Below are 20668 nucleotides of genomic sequence, written 5' to 3'. Positions count from 1 at the left end.
TATAACGCGGGGCTGCGCGCGCCCTCGCGGCGCCGACTGCCCGCTGCCCGCACCCTTCCGTCCCGCCCTGCCCTGATGAGCAAGCCCACGCCCCCCACGCTGGCCCAGATCGCCGCCGCCGCCGGCGTCTCGGCCATGACCGCGTCGCGGGCCCTGAACCAGCAGCCCGGGGTCTCGGCCGCGCTGCGCACGATGATCCAGCAGCTGGCCGCCGAGATGGGCTATGTCGGCAACCGCAGCGCCCAGCGCCTGGCGTCCTCGCGCGGCAGCGGCGGACCGGTGGTGGCCAACCGGCCGCTGGTCATCGGCGTGCTGGCACCCGATCCGGGCGCGCCCTTCGTCGGCGCGCTGCTGGATGCGCTGGCACGGCAGACGGCCGCGCGCGGCGACGGCCTGCTGGTCAGCCCGCTGCCCGAGCCCTCGCCCGAACCGCCGCAGCGCGCGCTGGCCCTGCTGACCCACAGCTGCGACGCGCTGCTGGCCCTGCGCCCCGCCCAGTTCGGCCTCGTCGAAGCGCTGGCCGACGCCGGACTGCCGGTGCTGGCGATCGAGGATGCCCACACGCCCGACCCACGGCTGCCGGCCGTCGCGCCCGACGGGGCGCTCGACGCCCGGGGCGCGATGGCACAGCTGCTGGCCCTCGGCCACCGCCGCATCGCGCTGCTGGGGGGCGATCCGATGCTCGACGCCAGCGCCACCCAGCAGCAGGCCTGGCATGACGCGCTGCAGCTGGCCGGCATCGCGCCGCAGGCCGACTGGCTGCTGCAGGGCGAGCCCCATGCCGGTGGCGGTGCGGCCGCCGCCGCGCGGCTGTGCGCGATGGCCGAGCCGCCGACGGCGGTGCTCGTCCACCATGCCGATGCGGCACTCGGCCTGTGCGCGGCCCTGCAGGCCGCCGGCTGGGCCCTGCCGCAGCAGCTCAGCGTGCTGGCGCTGGCCGATGCGCCGGGCGCCGACCGGGTCTGGCCGGCGATCGCCGTCTGGCGGGCCGATGCCGACGTGCTGGCCGGCGCCGCGCTGGACCAGCTGCGCACCGCCGCCGCCGGGCTGGCGCTGGCCCAGCCGCTGCAGGCCGTGGCCGGCCGGCTGGATCCGCGCGAGAGCCTGACCACGCCCTGGCCGGCACCGGCCCAGGCGCCGCATCCGGCGGCGCCCGCGGCGGGCCCGACGCCGGTCGACATCGTGCTCGACGCCCCGCCCACGGACACCGCGGACCGTCCGCCCGCCCCGGCCTTCTGACGGCCGGCCGGGCCGCCGGACCACGCCCCATGGCGGGCCCGGCACCGGTCACCACGCTGTCACAAGCGCCGCCCAGACGGTCACCCACTTTCCACCCCCACCCGCCCGGGCACGGCCCGGGCCGGCGGTCGCGCGAGTGAAAACCGCGCTTTCTCCCAGGAGAGGCCGCGCACGCCCTGGTGGAAACCCACCCTCCACCCCCGGCAGGCACGCGACTTGAGATCGGTCAGGTCACACGGCCGCCGCATCCGCCGACAGCGGGCACCGGGCGGTCGATGTCAGACCACACATCGATCCGAGGAGTCAGGCCCATGGGGACCCAGCTGGAAACGTTCTACGAGGTGATGCGCCGACAGGGCATCTCGCGTCGCAGCTTCATGAAGTACTGCTCGCTGACGGCCACCTCGCTGGGGCTGGGCCCGGCCTTCGTGCCGCAGATCGCGCACGCCATGGAGACCAAGCCGCGCACGCCGGTGCTGTGGCTGCACGGCCTGGAATGCACCTGCTGCAGCGAATCGTTCATCCGCAGCGCGCATCCGCTGGCCAAGGACGTCGTGCTGTCGATGATCTCGCTGGACTACGACGACACGCTGATGGCCGCCGCCGGCCACCAGGCCGAGGCCATCCTCGACGAGATCATCACCAAGTACAAGGGCAACTACATCCTGGCCGTCGAGGGCAATCCGCCGCTCAACGAGGACGGCATGTTCTGCATCCAGTCCGGCAAGCCCTTCATCGAGAAGCTCCAGCGCGTGGCCAAGGACTGCAAGGCCGTCATCGCCTGGGGCAGTTGCGCATCCTGGGGCTGCGTGCAGGCGGCCAAGCCCAACCCGACGGCGGCCACGCCGATCCACAAGGTGATCACCGACAAGCCCATCATCAAGGTGCCGGGCTGCCCGCCGATCGCCGAGGTGATGACCGGCGTCATCACCTACATGCTGACCTTCGACAAGGTGCCTGAACTCGACCGTCAGGGACGGCCGAAGATGTTCTACAGCCAGCGCATCCACGACAAGTGCTACCGCCGGCCGCACTTCGACGCCGGCCAGTTCGTCGAGGCCTTCGACGACGAGTTCGCGCGCAAGGGCTACTGCCTCTACAAGGTCGGCTGCAAGGGCCCGACGACCTACAACGCCTGCTCGACCGTGATGTGGAACGAGGGCACCAGCTTCCCGATCAAGGCCGGCCACGGCTGCATCGGCTGCTCGGAGGACGGCTTCTGGGACAAGGGCTCGTTCTACGACCGGCTCACCAACATCAAGCAGTTCGGCATCGAGGCCAACGCGGACACGGTCGGCGGCACGGCCGCCGGCGTGGTCGGTGCGGCGGTGGTCGCGCATGCGGCGGTCAGCGCCGTCAAGCGCGCGGCCAGCCCGCGCGCCGACACCACCCAGCCGCACGAGACCGCTTGATCCCGGCGTTTACCCCCGCGCTGACGCCAGCACACCGACTCTGAAAGTATCCCCATGGGCGTGATCGATACCCAAGGCTTCAAGCTCGACGACAGCGGCCGCCGCATCGTCGTCGACCCCGTCACCCGCATCGAAGGCCACATGCGCTGCGAGGTGAACGTCGACTCCAACAACGTGATCCGCAACGCGGTGTCCACCGGCACCATGTGGCGCGGCCTGGAGGTCATCCTGAAGGGCCGCGACCCGCGTGACGCCTGGGCCTTCGTCGAGCGCATCTGCGGCGTGTGCACCGGCTGCCACGCGCTGACCAGCGTGCGCGCGGTCGAGGACGCGCTCGGCATCCGCATCCCGAAGAACGCCCACCTCATCCGCGAGATGATGGCCAAGACGCTGCAGGTGCATGACCACGCGGTGCACTTCTACCACCTGCATGCGCTGGACTGGGTCGACGTGGTGTCGGCGCTCAAGGCCGATCCGAAGCGCACCAGCGAGCTGCAGCACCTGGTCTCGCCCAGCCACCCGCTGAGCTCGCCCGGCTACTTCCGCGACATCCAGAACCGGCTGAAGAAGTTCGTCGAGAGCGGCCAGCTCGGCCCCTTCATGAACGGCTACTGGGGCTCCAAGGCCTATGTGCTGCCGCCCGAGGCCAACCTGATGGCCGTCACCCACTACCTGGAGGCCCTCGACCTGCAGAAGGAATGGGTGAAGGTGCACACCATCTTCGGTGGCAAGAACCCGCACCCGAACTACCTCGTCGGCGGCATGCCGTGCGCGATCAAGCTCGACGGCGACGGCGCCGTCGGCGCGCCCATCACGATGGAGCGGCTGAACTTCGTCGAGGCCCGCATCCGCGAGATGATCGAGTTCAACAACAACGTCTACGTGCCGGACGTGCTGGCCATCGGCACGCTCTACAAGCAGGCCGGCTGGCTCTACGGCGGCGGCCTGAGCGCGACCAACGTCGCCGACTACGGCACCTACGAGAAGGTGGCCTACGACCCCTCGACCCACCAGCTGCCCGGCGGCGTGATCCTGAACGGCGACTGGGACAAGATCCACCCGATCGACCCGCGCGACCCGGAGCAGGTGCAGGAGTTCGTCACCCACAGCTGGTACCAGTACGGCGACGAGACCCAGGGCCTGCACCCCTGGGACGGCGTGACCGAGCCCCACTACAAGCCCGAGGGGCCGAAGTTCAAGGGCACGCGTACCGCGATCGAGCAGGTCGACGAGAGCGCCAAGTACAGCTGGATCAAGAGCCCGCGCTGGCGCGGCCATGCGGTCGAGGTCGGTCCGCTGTCGCGCTACATCCTGGGTTATGCCCACGCGCTCAAGGGCAATGCCCACTGCCAGCGCGTGAAGGAACAGATCGAGTCCTCGGCCGCGGCCATCAACAGCGCGATCCCCAAGGCCCTCGGCCTGCCGGAGACCCAGTACACGGCCAAGCAGCTGCTGCCCACCACCATCGGCCGCACGCTGGCCCGCGCACTGGAGAGCCAGTACTGCGCCGAGATGATGCTGGACGACTACAAGGCGCTGATCGCCAACATCAAGGCCGGCGACACCGCCACCGCCAACGTCGAGAAGTGGGATCCGTCGACCTGGCCGAAGGAGGCCAAGGGCGTGGGCACGGTGGCCGCGCCGCGCGGCATGCTGGGCCACTGGATCAGGATCAAGGACGGCAGGATCGAGAACTACCAGTGCGTGGTGCCGACCACCTGGAACGGCAGCCCGCGCGACCACAAGGGCCAGATCGGCGCCTTCGAGGCCTCGCTGCTGAACACGCCGATGGTCAACCCCGAGCAGCCGGTCGAGATCCTGCGCACGCTGCATTCCTTCGACCCCTGCCTGGCCTGCTCCACCCACGTGATGAGCGAGGACGGCCGGGAGCTCACGACGGTCAAGGTACGCTGATTCGCGCATGGCGCGACCGTGCGGCTTCGGGCACGCTCCTGGCGCGCCCGCGACCGCCGCGCGACCGCCGGCGCCCCCCCTTCCAACGCACCTGAAGAGCCCACCCATGCGCCTCACCACCACCGCCCTGACCCGCACCGCCACCGGCCTGATCGCCGCCCTGGCCGCGACCGCCGCCAGCGCCCACCCCGGCCACGGCGCCGAGGCCCTGCACCCCCACGCCGACTGGATCGTGCCCACCCTGCTGGTGGCCGCCGTGGCGGCCGTCTGGCTGATCAAGCGCCGCTGAAAGCCGGCGCCGACGGCGCGCGGGGTGAGCGGCCACGCCGCCCCCTGCCGCCACCCCCATGAGGAGACGAGGATGTCCGAAGCCACCCCGCAGGACCTGGCCGCCGCCACCGGCATCGACCAGTCCGCCATCGCGCACGGCCGCAGCACGCGCTCGGTCTATGTCTACGAAGCCCCGGTGCGCCTGTGGCACTGGGTCAACGCCCTGGCCATCACGGTGCTGGCCGTCACCGGCTACTTCATCGGCGCGCCGCTGCCGACGATGCCCGGCGAGGCCAGTGCGCATTTCCTGATGGGCTACATCCGCTTCGCCCATTTCGCCGCCGGCTACGTGCTGGCGGTCGGACTGATGGGCCGCATCTACTGGGCCTTCGTCGGCAACCACCATGCGCGCGAGCTGTTCACGCTGCCGCTGTTCACCGCCGCCTACTGGCGCGAGGTGATCACGATGCTGAAGTGGTATGCCTTCCTGATCCCGCAGCCCAGCCAGTACGTCGGCCACAACCCGATGGCCCGGCTGGCGATGTTCTGTGGCTTCTTCCTGTTCTCGATCTTCATGGTCTGCACCGGCTTCGCGCTGTACGGCGAGGGGCTGGGCGCCGGCTCCTGGGCCGATCACCTGTTCGGCTGGGTGATCCCGCTGTTCGGCCAGAGCCAGGACGTGCACACCTGGCACCGCCTGGGCATGTGGGGCATGGTGATCTTCGTCACCCTGCACGTCTATGCCGCGATCCGCGAGGACATCATGGGCCGCCAGAGCATCATCAGCACGATGGTCAGCGGCTACCGCACCTTCAAGCAGTGAGCGGCCGGCCATGCCTGCCCACGCCCACGCCCGCACCCTGCCGCTGACGCCCGCCGGCGTGCCGCACCGTCTGCCCCCGCATCCGGGCCGCTTCCTGGAGCGGCACTACCTGCGGCCGCTGGCGCTGACGCAGAGCGAGGCCGCCCGCCGGCTGGGCATCAGCCGCCGCCGCATGCACGAGCTGGTCAGCGGCCAGCGCGCGATGTCGGCCGACACCGCCATCCGCTGCGCGCTGGCCTTCGGCCTGCCGGCGGTGCAGTGGCTGGCCTTGCAGGCCGACTGGGACGTCTACCAGACCTGGCGTGACTGGCGACGCCGCCGTGCCACGCCGCGCGCCACCGCCGACGGCCGGCTGCCGCCGACACCGGCCAGCCGTCCCCAACGCCAGAACCCGGGCGACAGCGCGGTGGCCTGAGCGCCCCGCAGATCCACGGTCAGGCCCCGGCCCGCAGCGCCTCGCGGCGACCTGCCGCCGCGCCTGACGCATCCCCCCGGTGACGCCGTCGCCACCGGGCCCCCTCGTCCTCCCGCAGCTTGCGCTCGACCACCCCACCATGACACCGAGCACGCCCGTCACCTCCTGTCACCCCAACGGTGACACCCCGTCCAGCGGCGACGGCCCCAGCCCGGCCGAGCAGGCGCTGCTGGCCGCACGCAGCGCCGAGGCCGATGCCGGCCGCGGCGAAACGATCATCGTGCTGGGCATCGGCAACCTGCTGTGGGCCGACGAGGGCTTCGGCGTGCGCTGCGTCGAGGCCCTGGACGCCGGCTGGCGCTTCCCGCCCCAGGTCAGGCTGGTCGACGGCGGCACCCAGGGCCTGTACCTGATCCAGCATGTGCAGGCCGCACGCCGGCTGCTGATCCTCGACGCCATCGACTACGGCCTGGCACCCGGCACGCTGAAGCTGGTGCGCGACGAGGAGGTGCCGCGCTTTCTCGGCGCCAAGAAGATGAGCCTGCACCAGACCGGCTTCCAGGAGGTGCTGTCGCTGGCGCAGTTGACCGGCCGTTATCCGCAGCAGGTGCTGCTGATCGGCTGCCAGCCCGAGCAACTGGAGGACTACGGCGGCAGCCTGCGCCCGGTGGTGCGCGCGGCGATGGACCGCGCGCTGGCGCTGGCCCTCGACGAGCTGCGCGCCTGGGGCGCCGCACCCGTGCCGCGCGAGCAGGCCCCGCAGGAGGCGGACGCCGTCGGCCAGCCCACGCTGGCCATCGAGGTCTACGAGCGGGGCCGTCCGACGGCCGAGGCGGCCTGCCGCATCGGCGACGCCCGCTTCATGCCGACGGCGGGGTGATCCTCATGTGCATCGGCATTCCCATGCAGGTCCTGCGCACCCGGCCCGGCCATGCCCTGGTGCTCGGCCGCGGCCAGCAGCGCGAGGTCGACACCGCCCTCGTCGGCGAGGTCGCCCCCGGCGACTGGCTGCTGGTGTTCCTGGAAGGCGCACGTGAGCGCCTGAGCGCCACCCGCGCGGCCGAGGTCGACGCCACGCTGGACCTGATCGAGCAGGCGATGGGGCTCGGCGGCCCACCGGCCGGCAACCCGGCCTCCGACGCCACCGATCCCCGCGCCCCGGCCGACCCCGGCTTCGCCCTGCCCTCGGCCTGGAGCGCCGAGGACCTGGCCCGCCTGACCGGCGGCCGGACCTGACCCTGCCCTGACCCTGCCCTGCCCCTGCCCCTGCCCTTCATCCTGCTGCGCCTGAAGCCCATCCACCCGGCCACCTGACCGCACCGACATGACCCTGCCCACCCTGCCGCCCTTCCCCGACGACATCGACCCCGCCGCCGGCGCCGCCCCTCTGGTCGCCCGCCTGGTCAGCCACCACGGTGCGCGCTGGATCGGCCGCGGCCAGATCGACGCGCTGTGCGCCGAGTCCGGCGACCAGGTGCTGTTCTTCCACGGCGATCCGGTGCGCTTTCCCGAGGTGCTGGACGTGGCCGTGGTGCTGCCCGAGCTGCAGAAGGCCTATCCGGGCCGGCTGCGCGTGGGCGTCGTCACCCGCGCCGACGAGGACGCGCTGGCCACGCGCTTCGCCGCCAACCGCTGGCCCTCGCTGCTGTTCCTGCGTGACGGCGGCTATGTGACCCTCATTCCCGGCATGCTGGACTGGGACGACTACGTCGTGCGCGTCGGCCAGGCCCTGGCCCTGCCGGCCCGCCGCACGCCGGGCGTGGGCATCGCCGTCGTCGCGGAAGGCGCCAGCGGCGCCGCTGCACCGTCCTGCCACTGAACCGATCCGCCGATCCGCCCTGTTCGCGCCTGGAGCCGAAACCGATGATCCCGCTCAAGCCCTTTCCGATCCCCGTCGTCGCCGCCGGCCCCGGCAGCCAGACCGAGGACGAGCAGCTGGACTACCTGAGCCTGCCCCAGGGCATGGACACCTACCGTGCGCCGCTGCTGCCCGAGCCCGAGGAGCTGCACGGCCATGACGGCGCCGTGGCGGCACTGCATGCGGTGCGCGCGGCGCTGGCCCGTGTCGTCGCCGGCGAGCCGGCCGCACCGGTGGCGCTCGACGGCCTGGCCGCCGCCGATCTGGCCCTGATCCACCAGGTGCTGGGCGAGGGCGAGGTCAGTGCCCAGGTGCTGCCGCGCGAGGACCATGGCCAGGCCCAGGCGCAGATCCAGGAGTCGGTGTTCGCCGGCATCTGGCGCGTGATCGAGGTGCTGGCCGACGGCCGCGTGCGTGACCGCATCGAGGTCGGTGCCGCGCCCGAGGTGCTGGGCCGCGCCGCCCGCGAGGACGCCGGCCGCCCGCGCCCCGACCTGCTGGCCGCCCCTGCCGGCGTGATGAACGCGCTGCCGGTGCTCACCGAGCTGGAGGACCACCGCCAGCAGTGGCGTGCCGGCCAGCCGGCCCAGGTCGTCAACCTGTCGCTGCTGCCGCTGACGCCGATCGACATCGGCTTTCTCGACCATGTGCTGGGCACCGGCCGCGTGCTGATCCTGTCGCGCGGCTACGGCAACTGCCGCATCACCAATGCCGAGGTCGCCCACACCTGGCGCGTCGTCTACTACAACTCGCAGGACACGGTGATCCTGAACTCGGTCGAGGTCTGCGCGCTGCCCGAGGTGGCGCTGGCCGCGGCCGAGGACCTGGCCGACACGCTCGAACGCTTCGACGAAGTGCTGGCCTGGGTCGCCCAGGGCTGAACCACACGCCCCGCCCTGCGCCGTCCCCTCATCCTCCCCGACAGGACACCCCTGATGTTCGAAGGCAGCTATCTCGGTGACCGTGCACGCCTGCCGGCCACCGCCCGGCTCGAATGCAAGATCTGCTGGTGGGTCTATGACCCGGCCATGGGCGATGCCCAGTGGCAGATCCCGCCGGGCACCGCCTTCACCGACCTGCCCGCCCACTGGCGCTGCCCGCAGTGCGACGGCGATGCCGAGCAGTTCATGGTGCTGCCGGAGCCCGGCGCGGCCTGAGCCGGAACGCCGTGCCGGTGCCGACCGCCCCATCCGCCCTTGCCCCGTCCCACCGAGCCGGAGACCGCGATGACCCTGTGCCTGCCGATGCCCGACGCTGCACGGATCGCGCTGTGCGCCGCACGCGCCCAGGCGCTGCAGCAGCAGATGCGCCGCATCGCCCGTGAGCGGATGCGGGACCTGCCGCTGCTGAATCCGGCGCTGCAGGTGCAGGCCATCGGCTGGCAGCCGCTGCGCGTGCCCGCCAACGGCGGACCTGAACGGACGCAGGGTACGGCGGATGGCGCTGCAGGCCACGGCTGGATGGCCGTCGGCGTGCTGCTGACGCCCTGGTCGATGAACCTGGTGCAGCTGCCGCTGGACGGCACCGCCGCGGCCCTGCTGCCCGCGCCGGGCGCCAAGGCCGTGCTGGACTGCGGCGGCCTGCAGGCCGAGTTCATCGGCGCGGTCGAGCCCTTGCCGTGGACCGGCATCGACATCGGTGACAGGGACGGCGAGGGCGACGACTTCGGCGCGGCGGGCGGCCGGGACGCGATGCCGGACGCCCGTGGCGACACCGGCCGTCGGGCGGCGGACGCCGGCACCCACGGCGCGCAGTGCTCGCTGTTCAGCCCGGTGCTGCAGTTCACCGACCAGGGCCAGGCCTGTGCGGTCGCCCACGAGGTGCTGCGCCTGATGCGGCAGGCACCGCAGGATGCAGGGATGGTCGGCACGCCTGACGGACGACCTGCGGTGCCGGCCGAGGCGGTCCGCCGCCCCCCCACCGAGGCCGGCCGGCCGACGGCACCACCATCCCCGATGCCGAAGCGCCAGCCGGCGCCGCCGCTGCCGCTGCACGGGTCGCAGGTCCCCGGCGCAGCCATTCCAGCGACGGCGCACTCCCGGCGCGGCTTCCTGTTCGGCCGCGGGACGACCGATGCGCGGCCATCACGGCACCGCTCGGACGGCCGGTCGGAATGACGGACTGAAGCCCGCCCACCGCCCCCGCGGACCCGATCTCCGACGCCCCCCTCCCCCCGACGAACCATCCCGCGGCATCCCGTGACCCCTGAGCTCTCGCCCCTGCGCCCGCCCGCTGCGGCACGACAACCGTCTGCCACGCTGCAGTCGCTGATCGGCGCCCTGCACCTGCGGCCGGGCACCACGCTGGCACCACACGGGGCGGCCGCCCTCGACGCCGAGGGGCCGATCCACGGCGGCCGGCCCGCGCTGGCCAGCCGGCTCGCGGCCGGCCGCCCTGCCGATGACTGGCCCGCGCTGGTCGGCCGCCTGCACAGCCTGTGCAGCGGTGCTCACACACTGGCTGCGACACTGGCGTTGCAGGCGGCCCGCGCGGGCATCCACCACCGGCTGCAGGACGACGTGAATGGCCTGGACGCCATGGGCAGCATGGACGGCACGGACGGCACGGACGACGGGGACCGGCCGGCAGGCCATGCGATCGCGCGCCTCCCCGCCGGCCTGCCAGCGGTGGACCCACGCCGCCACGTCTGGCGCCCCGACGCCCTGGCCCGTCAGCACCTGACCTGGAGCACCGCCCGCGAGCAGGCACTGCGCCTGGCCCATGACGGCCCCGCCCGGCTCGGCGGCGGCCCGGCGGCCGCCGAGCTGACGCGCAGTCTGCACGGCAGCCCCTGGCTGCATCCGCTGGCCGAAGGGGCCGATGTCGGCAGCTGCCAGGCGCGCCGGGCCGAAGCCGCCGCCTGGGTCGACGCCCATTGGTGCGGCGGCCGCAGTGCCGACTGGCTGGCCGCCTGGGATGACGGGGGCGGGCCGGCGCTGGCCGCGCAGTTGTCGTGTGCGGACACGCCGCTGGCGCGCTGGCTGACAGCGCTGTGGCCCGCGCTCTCGCGCCTGGCCACGCCTCACCGCCCGCTGGACCTGCTGGACCACGGCCGCCTGGCCTTCGAACGCCTGGGCCGCGATCTGGCCACCCCGGGCTGGACCCGCAGGCCCCAGTGGCAGCAGACCGTGCCCGACACCGGCCCCTGGAGCCGCCACCACGCACCGCGCCGCCACCGCATGGCCGAGGCCGGCAGCCGGCTGCTGGCGCGTCTGGTCGATCTGCTGCAGCTGCTGCAGCCCGACATCCACCTGGGCAGCGCCCCCTCCGCGCCCCCGGTGGCCCACACCGGAGCAAACTCTGGACATGAGGACCCCATCGGCAGTGCGCCTGCCGCCTTCGGCGCCGCACGGCTGGCCTGTGGCGCCGTGCAGCTCGACGACGGCGCCGGCCTGGCCTGGGTCGAGACCGCCCGCGGTCTGCTGCTGCACCGGCTGCGGCTGGCGGCCGGCAGCGGCGGCCGGCATCTGGCCGAAGCCCAGGTGCTGGCGCCGACCGAATGGAACTTCCACCCGCGGGGCACGCTGGCCCAGGCCCTGTGTGAGCTGCCCGCCTCGGCCGAAGGCGCACGTGGCGCGCAGGGGCTCGCCTTTGCCTACGATCCCTGCATGCCCTGCACCATCGACCCCGCGGCCGGCCCCCCCACCGCTGACCCGACATCCGAGGAGATCCGCCATGCATGAGCTCAGCCTGGCCGGCGGCGTGCTGCAGCTGGTCGAGGACACCGCCCGCCGCGAGGGCTTCGTGCGCGTGCAGCGGCTGCGGCTGGAGGCCGGCGCACTGTCCAATGTCGAGGTGCGCGCGCTGCGCTTCGCGCTCGACAGCCTGATGCCCGGCACCTGCCTGGACGGCGCCGAGATCGTCATCGACGAGCCGCCCGCGCCGGCCTGGTGCCTGCGTTGCAGCCATGCCATCACCATCACCGACCGCATCGCCGCCTGTCCGGACTGCGGCGGCCACCAGATCCAGCCCACCGGCGGCACCGAACTGCGTGTCGTCGAGCTGCTGGTCCATGACGACTGAAACGAGGAGCACGACATGTGTGTCGTCTGCGGCTGCGCCGGCACCGGCGCGACGATCGAGGGCCACGGGCACGGGCATGCCCATCCCCATCCCCATCCCCATCCCCAAGCCCATGCGCATGGCCATGACGCCGAGCACCCTCACGGGCACCATCATCACGACCACCACGCCCACCACCACGAGCCTCACCGGCACGTGCCTGCCGCAGGGCACGACCCGGCCCCTGCGCACCCGCAGCGTACGGCCAGCGCACCGTCCGCGGTGAGCGTGGACGAAGCGGCCGTCGCCATCGACCCACGCACCGGCGATCTGCACTACGGCGCCGGCAGCGCCCGCGTCTCGGTGCCCGGCATGAGCCAGGCGCGCGCGATCCGCCTGGAAGCCGACGTGCTGGGCGCCAACAACGCGCTGGCCGCCGCCAACCGTGCGCACTTCGCCCAGCACGGCGTGCAGGCCTGGAACCTGGTCTCCAGCCCCGGCTCGGGCAAGACCACGCTGCTGTGCGCGACCATCCACGCCCTGCGTGCGCGGGACCCCGGACGCACCGTCGGCGTGATCGAGGGCGACCAGCAGACCAGCCACGACGCCGACCGCATCCGCGCCACCGGCGCCCCGGCGATCCAGGTCAACACCGGCAAGGGCTGCCACCTCGACGCCCGCATGGTCGCCGACGCCTTCGCCCACCTGCCGTGGCACACGCACGGGCACGGCCACGGCCACACCCCCGACGCAGCCCGGACGGCCGACGCCGACGCCACCGCCGACACCGACGCCGACGCCGAAGCACCGCCCACCGCCGGCCCGCTGCTGTTCATCGAGAACGTCGGCAACCTGGTCTGCCCGGCGATGTGGGATCTGGGCGAGCGGGCCAAGATCGCCATCCTCTCGGTGACCGAAGGCGAGGACAAGCCCCTGAAGTACCCGGACATGTTCGCGGCCGCCCGGCTGATGGTGCTCAACAAGGTCGACCTGCTGCCGCACCTGGACTTCGACGTGGCCGCCTGCATCGCGTATGCACAGCGCGTGAACCCGTCGATCGAGGTGCTGCTGGTGTCGGCACGCACCGGCACCGGCATGGACGCCTGGCTGGACTGGCTGCTGCAGGACGCCGCAGCCTGAGGCCCAGGCCCTGTCCCGTCCCGCCACGCCACACGCCCCATCCGCCCGCACGCCGGTCCGCACGGCTCCCTTCCACCCCGCCCACCGCCCATGCCCACGACACCTGAGACCGAACGTTGGCACCTGCGCCTGCACGGCGCGGTGCAGGGCGTGGGCATGCGTCCATGGCTGGCGCGCCAGGCCGCACGGCTGGGCCTGGACGGCTGGGCGCGCAACGACGGTGAGGGCCTGGAGGCCGAGCTGCAGGGCCCGCCGGCCGCGCTGCAGGCGCTGTGGCAGGCCCTGCGGGACGCCCCGCCCCCGCTGGCCCGCATCCGCAGCCAGGAGCGGCGGACCTGCCCGCCCGACGAGGAGCTGACAGCCACGGGCTTCGTGCTGCGCACCAGCCAGGCGGACGGCGACATCCACACCACGCTGCCGCCCGACACCGCCCCTTGCGACGACTGCCTGGACGAGCTGTTCGACCCCGCTGCCCGCCGCTGGCGCCATCCCTTCATCAACTGCACCCAGTGCGGCCCGCGCTGGAGCGTGACCGCACGCCTGCCCTACGACCGCGCCCACACCAGCCTGGCCGGCTACGCGCTGTGCGCCGACTGCGCCCGCGAGTACGCCGATCCGGCCGACCGCCGCCACCATGCCCAGCCGCTGGCCTGTCCGCACTGCGGCCCACGGCTGGCCTTGCGCGATCCCGACGGCCGGCCGCTGCCCGCCGACGATGTGCTGGTCGAGGCCGCACGCCGCCTGCGCGCCGGTCAGGTGCTGGCGGTCAAGGGCGCGGGCGGCTACCAGCTGGTCTGCGATGCCCGCCAGGCCGCGCCGCTGCAGCGCCTGCGTCTGGCCAAGCAGCGCGCCGGCAAGCCCTTCGCGCTGATGGCGGCCAACGTCGAGAGTGCGCGGCAGTGGCTGCAGGTCGATGACGCCACAGCGGCCCTGCTGGCGAGCCCGGCGCGGCCCATCCTGCTGCTGCCCTGCCGCCCCGATGTCGCGCGTGCGCTGCCCGACAGCCACGGCCTGATCGCGCCCGGTCTCGACGAATGGGGCCTGATGCTGCCGGCCACGCCACTGCACGGGCTGCTGCTGCACGCGCTCGACGGCAGCCCCGCCGATGCCGGCTGGCGCGCGGCCGCCTCGCCCGCGCTGCTGGTGGTCACCAGCGCGAACCCGGGCGGCGAGCCGCTGGTCATCGACGAGGACGAGGCCGTCAGCCGCCTGGGCCGCGGCCTGGCCGACGCGCTGCTGGTGCACGACCGCGCCATCCTCGGCCGACTCGACGACAGCGTGCGCCGGCCGATGCCGGGCGAGCCGGCGACCGCAAGCCCCGGCACCACGGAAGGCACCACGGAAGGCAACGCGGAAGGCACCACGGAGGGCACCGCGGGAGGCACCGCGAACAGCGCCCCGCTGTTCGCCCCCTTCATCCGCCGCGCCCGTGGCCACGTGCCCGAGCCGATCCCGCTGCCCGCCGCCTGGGCCGGCCTGCCGCCGGTGCTCGCCGCTGGCGCGCACCTCAAGAGCACCGTCTGCATCACCCGCGGCGCCGAGGCATTCGTGTCGCCTCATCTGGGTGATCTGGACAGCCCGGCCGCACGCCAGGCGCACCGCGAGGCTGCCGCCCGGCTGGCCGATTTCCTCGGCGTGCGGCCGCGCCACATCGCGCACGACCTGCATCCGGACGCTGCCGCCAGCCGCCAGGCCGCGCACTGGGCGGCCGAGGACGATCTGCCGCTGCACCCGGTGCAGCACCACCATGCCCATGCGGCCGCCGTGCTGGCCGAGCACGGATGGTGCGGACCCGCCCTGGCCCTGGTGCTGGACGGCCACGGCCTGGGCGACGGCCAGACCGCGGCCGCGCTGGAGACAAGCGGGCACCTTGGCCCGGAGACTGACCACAACGGCAAGACTCAGGCGCCTGCCGAAGCCCGTACCCCACGTCCGACGTCCAAGGTCCGGTACGACACCCGGCGCGACACCCGGCATGACGCCTGGGGCGGCGAACTGCTGGCCCTCGACGCCTGCGGCGGCTTCCGCCGCATCGATCATCTGCCGCCGCTGCCGCTGCCCGGCGGCGACCGTGCCGCGCGCGAACCCTGGCGCCTGGGTGCCGCATTGCTGCAGGCCAGCAGCCAGGGCGCGCAGATCGCCCGACTGTGGCCGGACCAGCCCCAGGCCACCGCCCTGGCCGGCCTGCTGGCGCGCGGCGCCGACCACCTGGCCCACAGCAGCAGCGCCGGGCGCCTGTTCGATGCGGCCGCCGCCCTGCTCGGCATCTGCGACGTGCAGCAGCACGAGGCCGATGCCGCGATGCGGCTGGAGGCCTGCGCGGCGCGTGCCTCACCCGCGACCTGCGGTGCACGACCGGCCGGGCCGCCATCATCGGACACCGGCCTGGCGCTGCAGGCTGCCGACTGGCTCGATGCGCAGGGCCGCCTGCGGCCGCAGGCGCTGTGGGCGCCACTGGTCGAGGCCGCGCTGGCGCGCATCGGGGACCGGGGTGCGCTGCGACCGGCGAGCCCGCCCGTGACGCGGCCCGTCCCGTCGTCAGCGCCCGCGCGATCTGGCGCGGGCGCGGCCGCGGGGCTGACCACCGAACTGAACGCCCGCGCCGAGCCGAGCACGGACCTGGGTGCCGACCTGACCGCCGACATGAGCATCCAGGCCGCCCGCTTCCACGCCGACCTCGGCCACGCGCTGGCCGCCTGGGTCGACCACCATGCCCGCGCCCGCGGCCTGCACACCGTCGTGCTGGGCGGCGGCTGCCTGATCAACCGCCTGCTGCGGCGCCATCTGCTGCAGGGCCTGCAGGCCCTCGGCCCGGACCGCGGCCGCCCCGCCCTGCGCCTGCTGGAGGCCCGTGCCCTGCCCTGCGGCGACGGTGGCCTGAGCCTCGGCCAGGCCGCGGTCGCCCTCGCCCGGCTGGCCGCCGGCCGCGCGGACCCGTCCGCCGCCTCGCCGGTCGCCCCGGTCCATCCAGACGGCGCCACCCTCTCGGCCCCCTCTGCCCCCTCGCCCACCTCGGCAGCACCGCGCTGGATGCCCGGCGCAAGGCCTGTCTGAACGCCCACCGGAACACCCGTCCGAGCGCAGGCCCGAGCACCCGCCCGCCACCGTCACCTCGCCCCTTCCGTCCTTCTTCCGATCGAAAGTCCGCCCCATGTGCCTCGCCCTTCCCGCCCGCATCGTGCAGCTGCTGCCCGAGGCCCAGGCCGTCGTCGAGCTCGGCGGCGTGCGCAAGACCATCAGCGTCGCACTGACGCCGCAGGCCGCGGTCGACAGCTACGTCATCGTCCACGTCGGCCATGCCATCGGCGAGATCGACGCCGAAGAGGCCGCCCGCACGCTGGCGCTGTTCGCCGAGCTGGGCGCGGGCGAGTCGCCGGCCGAGGCCGGGCCGGTCACGGCGGCCTCCGCGGCCACGTCGACCGCCACGGCCACCGACACCGCGGCACGCTGATCCGCCCGCCGCAGACCCCACCCAGGAGACCCCGCCGATGAAGTACGTCGACGAATTCCGCGACGGCGCGCTCGCCCGCCAGATCGCCGATCGCATCCAGGCCGAGGCCGACCCGCAGCGCGACTACCGTTTCATGGAGTTCTGCGGCGGCCACACCCATGCGATCGCCCGTTATGGCGTGATCGAGCTGCTGCCGCCCAACGTGAGGATGATCCACGGCCCGGGCTGTCCGGTCTGCGTGCTGCCGATCGGCCGCATCGACCAGGCCATCGGTCTGGCGCTCGACCGCGGCGCCATCGTCGCCACCTATGGCGACACGATGCGCGTGCCGGCCTCGCCTGCGCCGGGCTCGCCCGAGCGCCTGAGCCTGATGAAGGCCAAGGCCCGCGGCGCCGACATCCGCATGGTCTGGTCGGCCGCCGACGCGGTGGCGCTGGCGCGCGACAACCCGCAGCGCGAGGTGGTGTTCTTCGCCATCGGCTTCGAGACCACCACGCCGCCGACGGCGCTCGCCATCCGCCAGGCCGAGGCGCTCGGCCTGCGCAACTTCAGCGTGCTGTGCTGCCATGTGCTGACGCCGGCCGCGGTCGACCACATCCTGTCGGCCCCTGAGGCCGCGCGTCTGGCGGGCGAGGCCGGCCTGGCCACCGTGCCGCTGGACGGCTTCGTCGGCCCGGCCCATGTCTCGATCGTCATCGGCTCGGCGCCCTACGAGCCCTTCGCCATCGAGCGCCACAAGCCGGTGGTGATCGCCGGCTTCGAGCCGCTGGACGTGATGCAGGCCATCCTGATGCTGGTGCGCCAGGTCAACAGCGGCCGCGCCGTGGTCGAGAACGAGTTCACCCGCGCCGTCACGCGCGAGGGCAATGCCGCCGCGCAGGCGGTGGTGGCCGAGGTCTTCGAGCACCGCGAACACTTCGAATGGCGCGGCCTGGGTGAGGTGGCCAACAGCGCACTGCGCATCCGCGAGCGCTACGCCGCCTTCGATGCCGAGCGCCGTTTCGAGCTGCACTACCGCCCGGTGGCCGACCACCCCAAGTGCGAGTGCGGTGCCATCCTGCGCGGCGTGCGCCAGCCCACCGACTGCACGCTGTTCGGCAACGTCTGCACGCCCGACAGCCCGATGGGCAGCTGCATGGTCTCCAGCGAGGGCGCCTGCGCCGCCCACTACACCTACGGCCGTTTCCGCGACATCCCGATCCGCGCCGAGCCGACGCGGCCGGCGCCCACCACGGGCGCCACGGCCACCACGGCCACCACGGCCACCAACGCCCGCCCCTCCGTCACCTGAAGTCGACCGTCATGCCCGTCAAGCCCGACTACATCCGCCCGCTGGACCTCAAGCACGGCCGCATCGACATGAACCACGGCGCCGGCGGCCGCGCCGGCCTGCAGCTGATCGAGGAGGTCTTCGCCCGCGCCTTCGACAACCCCGCCCTGCGCGAAGGCAACGACGGTGCCGTGCTGGCTCTGCCCGCGCCGGCCGCCGGCCACCGCCTGGTGATGGCCACCGATGCGCACGTGATCTCGCCACTGTTCTTTCCCGGCGGCGACATCGGCAGCCTGGCCGTGCACGGCACGGTCAACGACGTGGCGGTGATGGGGGCGGTGCCCCTGTGGTTGTCGGCCAGCTTCATCCTGGAGGAAGGCTTCCCGCTGGCCGATCTGCAGCGCATCGTGCAGTCGATGGCGGCCGCCGCACGGGCGGCCGGCGTGGCCATCGTCACCGGCGACACCAAGGTCGTCGAGCAGGGCCACGGCGACGGCGTCTACATCAGCACCACCGGCATCGGCGCGCTGCCACCGGGCCGCGAGATCGGTGGTGCCCGGGCGCGGCCGGGCGACGTGGTGCTGGTCTCGGGCACGCTGGGCGACCACGGCGTGGCCGTGCTGTCGCAGCGCGAATCCCTGGGCTTCGACACCGAGGTGCGCAGCGACAGCGCGGCGCTGCACGGCCTGGTCGCGCGGCTGCTGGCCGCCGTGCCCGAGGGTGCGGTGCGCACGCTGCGCGACCCCACGCGTGGCGGCCTGGGCACCACGCTCAACGAGATCGCACGCCAGTCGCGCGTGGGCATCGCGCTCGACGAGGCGGCGCTGCCGATCGCGCCCCAGGTCGAGGCCGCCTGCGAGCTGCTCGGACTGGACCCGCTCTACATCGCCAACGAGGGCAAGCTGGTCGCCATCGTCGCGGCCGAGCACGCCGACGCGGCGCTGGCCGCGCTGCGCGCCGACCCGCTGGGCACGGCCGCCGCGCGCATCGGCCGCGTGCGCGCCGACGAGCACCACTTCGTCACGATGACCACGCGCTTCGGTGGTCAGCGCGTGGTCGACTGGCTCAGCGGCGAACCGCTGCCGCGGATCTGCTGAGCCGCGCGGACCCTGCGGCAGCGCGGCCCCGCCGCTCGCTCAGCGCAGCGTGTCCTTGAAGAAGGCCACCGCACGCACGCGTGCCGCTGCCGCGGCCGCCGGGTCCGGCCGGATGCGCACCATCGGCATGCCGCTCAGGCCCTTGAGGTAGCTGCCCTCGTTGCCATAGGGATCGGGCACATCGACCGGGATCATCAGGCGGTCCCAGCCGTGGTAGGCGCCGGCATGGGTCTGCACCTGCATCAGCGGGCCGTAGGCGGCGTTGATCTGGGCCGCCAGGTTCTGGCAATGGGCCGCGCCGTTGTCGTAGTCGTCCAGCGTGCCGATCTGGATCAGCACCGGCGCGCCGGTGGGCACGCGGTACTGGGTGCCGGTGCGCACATTGGGCTGGAAGGCCGGAATGCCGGTGTTGTTGGCGCCATAACACACGGGGTAATGCGCCACGTGCGCCGCGAAGCGCCGGCCACCGCCGAACATCGCCGCATAGGTCGCCTCCGAGGTGCCCAGGCTGACGACGCCGCCCCAGGAGAAGCCGATGACGCCGATGCGCTGCGCATCGACCTCGGGCCGGGCCGCCAGCAGGGCCAGGGCGGAGAAGGCATCCGGATAGGTCAGGATCGGCGCGGCCGGGCGCGAGACCAGACCGCCGACGCCACGCGCCTCCCACATGTCGATCTGCAGCGTGACGAAACCGGCGGCGTTCAACGCCTGCTGGTAGTAGTCACCGCGGCTGTCGACGCCCGACGAGCCGTGCAGGATCAGCACCGCCGGCAGCTTGCGCGTGCCCGCGCAGCGGCTGACGCCATCGGTCGAACCGGGCCAGGACAGCTTGCCCTGGATCGTCAGCAGCGCGGGCGGCGTGCTGGCCAGGTCGGGCGAGCTGAAACGGACGAACTCGGTGGCCGGCACCGTCTGGCCCGGACAGGCGGCCCGGGCCGTGCCCGCGGACAGGCACAGGCCCAGCCCGAGGCACAGTCCCAGGGCCAGGCCCAGGTCCAGGTCCGGAAGGCTCCTCGGTCCCGGCGTCAGGCCCGGGGCACGGTCGGAGCGGTGCTCCCCATCGACCGGCCGGCACGTTCCGCCAGATCCGACCGGCACCGCACGCACCCGGCGCCTCCGATGCAGGCGGCCACCCCACAGCAGGACCAGCGCCAGGCCGGCCAGTGCCAGGCCGTCGGGCGCGGGCACGGCCCAGGCGGTCGGGCCGAGCACCAGTTGCGCGCTCGGGTCCTCGGGCAGGCCCAGGCCGCTGTCGCCAGACCACTGCGTCAGGCTCTGCGTCAGCTGCACGCCGTCGGCGGTGCTGACGCCCGCGGGCAGCAGCCAGGTCGGCCCCTGGTCGGTGACGACCTGTCCGAGCCGATAGTCGCCCGGGGCCAGCCACAGTGCCGCGATCGAGGCCAGCAGCCAGGAGCCGCCCGCTTCGGCCGACGCCGCACGCCAGGCGCTGGCGTCATCGACGCCGACCGACGCCAGCAGCGTGCCGGCCGCATCCCACAGACCGACCTCGACCGCCCGGCCCAGGCCATCGCTGTCGCTGTCCCAGGCGCCCAGCGCCGTCAGCGTCAGCGCACGGTCGGTGTGCAGCGCATAACCCCAGGTCGTGCCGGTGCTGCCGCAGGCCACGCAGACATCGCTCCAGCCACCCGGCCGGGCATCGACGAGCAGCGCGGCCTGGGCCGGAGCACCGCCTGCCAATGCCACCGTGGCCCCCAGCGTCGCCGCGGCCAGCGCCGTGCGCAGCCAGCCTCCTGCACGGCCGATCGAGGTGCCGATC

20 protein-coding genes are annotated in these 20668 nt (G+C 73.6%); 19 read left to right on the top strand and 1 reads right to left on the bottom strand.

The window, feature by feature from the left end; all coding sequences use genetic code 11:
- The first annotated feature begins 75 nt into the window (after positions 1-75).
- From AACH11_RS09325 to hypE, 19 genes are all read left to right on the top strand, one after another.
- Positions 76-1239 (top strand): LacI family DNA-binding transcriptional regulator, encoded by a 1164-nt coding sequence (locus AACH11_RS09325; RefSeq protein WP_341373941.1) that lies wholly within the window; start codon positions 76-78, stop codon positions 1237-1239.
- Positions 1240-1550: 311 nt separating this feature from the next.
- The gene (locus AACH11_RS09320; RefSeq protein WP_341373940.1) at positions 1551-2651 is read left to right on the top strand and encodes a hydrogenase small subunit; all 1101 of its coding nucleotides are present in this window, start codon (positions 1551-1553) and stop codon (positions 2649-2651) included.
- Positions 2652-2705: 54 nt separating this feature from the next.
- Entirely contained in the window at positions 2706-4565 is a 1860-nt protein-coding gene (locus AACH11_RS09315; RefSeq protein ID WP_341373939.1) for a nickel-dependent hydrogenase large subunit, read from the top strand.
- 106 nt (positions 4566-4671) lie between these two features.
- Entirely contained in the window at positions 4672-4854 is a 183-nt protein-coding gene (locus AACH11_RS09310) for a hypothetical protein (RefSeq protein WP_341373938.1), read from the top strand.
- Between the two features lie 72 nt (positions 4855-4926).
- Complete coding sequence (gene cybH / locus AACH11_RS09305; protein WP_341373937.1) at positions 4927-5658, top strand: Ni/Fe-hydrogenase, b-type cytochrome subunit; 732 nt, start codon at positions 4927-4929, stop codon at positions 5656-5658.
- A gap of 10 nt (positions 5659-5668) precedes the next feature.
- Positions 5669-6073, top strand: a complete 405-nt coding sequence (locus AACH11_RS09300) for a HigA family addiction module antitoxin (RefSeq protein WP_341373936.1) — start codon at positions 5669-5671, stop codon at positions 6071-6073.
- Between the two features lie 139 nt (positions 6074-6212).
- Complete coding sequence (locus tag AACH11_RS09295; protein WP_341373935.1) at positions 6213-6953, top strand: HyaD/HybD family hydrogenase maturation endopeptidase; 741 nt, start codon at positions 6213-6215, stop codon at positions 6951-6953.
- A gap of 5 nt (positions 6954-6958) precedes the next feature.
- Positions 6959-7309, top strand: a complete 351-nt coding sequence (locus AACH11_RS09290; RefSeq protein ID WP_341373934.1) for a HypC/HybG/HupF family hydrogenase formation chaperone — start codon at positions 6959-6961, stop codon at positions 7307-7309.
- A gap of 88 nt (positions 7310-7397) precedes the next feature.
- Positions 7398-7892, top strand: coding sequence for a thioredoxin domain-containing protein (locus AACH11_RS09285; protein WP_341373933.1), 495 nt, complete (start codon positions 7398-7400; stop codon positions 7890-7892).
- Between the two features lie 44 nt (positions 7893-7936).
- A complete protein-coding gene (locus AACH11_RS09280; RefSeq protein ID WP_341373932.1) occupies positions 7937-8812 on the top strand; it encodes a hydrogenase expression/formation protein in 876 nt (291 codons plus the stop codon).
- Positions 8813-8866: 54 nt separating this feature from the next.
- On the top strand, positions 8867-9088 hold the full coding sequence (locus AACH11_RS09275; protein WP_341373931.1) for a rubredoxin: 222 nt from the start codon (positions 8867-8869) through the stop codon (positions 9086-9088).
- A 69-nt stretch (positions 9089-9157) separates the two neighbouring features.
- Positions 9158-10048 (top strand): [NiFe]-hydrogenase assembly chaperone HybE, encoded by an 891-nt coding sequence (gene hybE, locus AACH11_RS09270; RefSeq protein ID WP_341373930.1) that lies wholly within the window; start codon positions 9158-9160, stop codon positions 10046-10048.
- Between the two features lie 81 nt (positions 10049-10129).
- Positions 10130-11614, top strand: coding sequence for a hypothetical protein (locus AACH11_RS09265; RefSeq protein ID WP_341373929.1), 1485 nt, complete (start codon positions 10130-10132; stop codon positions 11612-11614).
- The gene (locus tag AACH11_RS09260) at positions 11607-11954 is read left to right on the top strand and encodes a hydrogenase maturation nickel metallochaperone HypA/HybF (protein WP_341373928.1); all 348 of its coding nucleotides are present in this window, start codon (positions 11607-11609) and stop codon (positions 11952-11954) included. Before AACH11_RS09265 ends, AACH11_RS09260 begins: the two co-directional genes overlap by 8 nt.
- A 15-nt stretch (positions 11955-11969) precedes the next feature.
- Positions 11970-13073: a hydrogenase nickel incorporation protein HypB gene (hypB, locus tag AACH11_RS09255; protein WP_423228715.1), complete on the top strand. Its 1104-nt coding sequence runs from the start codon at positions 11970-11972 to the stop codon at positions 13071-13073.
- Positions 13074-13163: 90 nt separating this feature from the next.
- The gene (locus tag AACH11_RS09250; protein WP_341373926.1) at positions 13164-16127 is read left to right on the top strand and encodes a carbamoyltransferase HypF; all 2964 of its coding nucleotides are present in this window, start codon (positions 13164-13166) and stop codon (positions 16125-16127) included.
- Positions 16128-16224: 97 nt separating this feature from the next.
- Positions 16225-16524 carry a HypC/HybG/HupF family hydrogenase formation chaperone gene (locus AACH11_RS09245; protein WP_341373925.1) on the top strand — a complete coding sequence of 100 codons (300 nt, stop codon included), beginning with the start codon at positions 16225-16227 and terminating at the stop codon, positions 16522-16524.
- Positions 16525-16561: 37 nt separating this feature from the next.
- The gene (gene hypD, locus AACH11_RS09240) at positions 16562-17815 is read left to right on the top strand and encodes a hydrogenase formation protein HypD (protein ID WP_341373924.1); all 1254 of its coding nucleotides are present in this window, start codon (positions 16562-16564) and stop codon (positions 17813-17815) included.
- Positions 17816-17826: 11 nt separating this feature from the next.
- Positions 17827-18891 (top strand): hydrogenase expression/formation protein HypE, encoded by a 1065-nt coding sequence (hypE, locus tag AACH11_RS09235; RefSeq protein WP_341373923.1) that lies wholly within the window; start codon positions 17827-17829, stop codon positions 18889-18891.
- 39 nt (positions 18892-18930) lie between these two features.
- Here hypE and AACH11_RS09230 read toward each other — a convergent pair whose 3' ends face one another.
- The gene (locus AACH11_RS09230; RefSeq protein WP_341373922.1) at positions 18931-20595 is read right to left on the bottom strand and encodes a dienelactone hydrolase family protein; all 1665 of its coding nucleotides are present in this window, start codon (positions 20593-20595) and stop codon (positions 18931-18933) included.
- Between the last annotated feature and the right edge of the window lie 73 nt (positions 20596-20668).

The sequence above is a fragment of the Pseudaquabacterium rugosum genome (assembly GCF_038066575.1).
GTDB classification, from domain to species: Bacteria; Pseudomonadota; Gammaproteobacteria; order Burkholderiales; family Burkholderiaceae_C; genus Pseudaquabacterium; species Pseudaquabacterium rugosum.
Note: the sequence above shows the minus strand (reverse complement) of the source record. Positions and strands in the feature narration are given on the sequence as shown.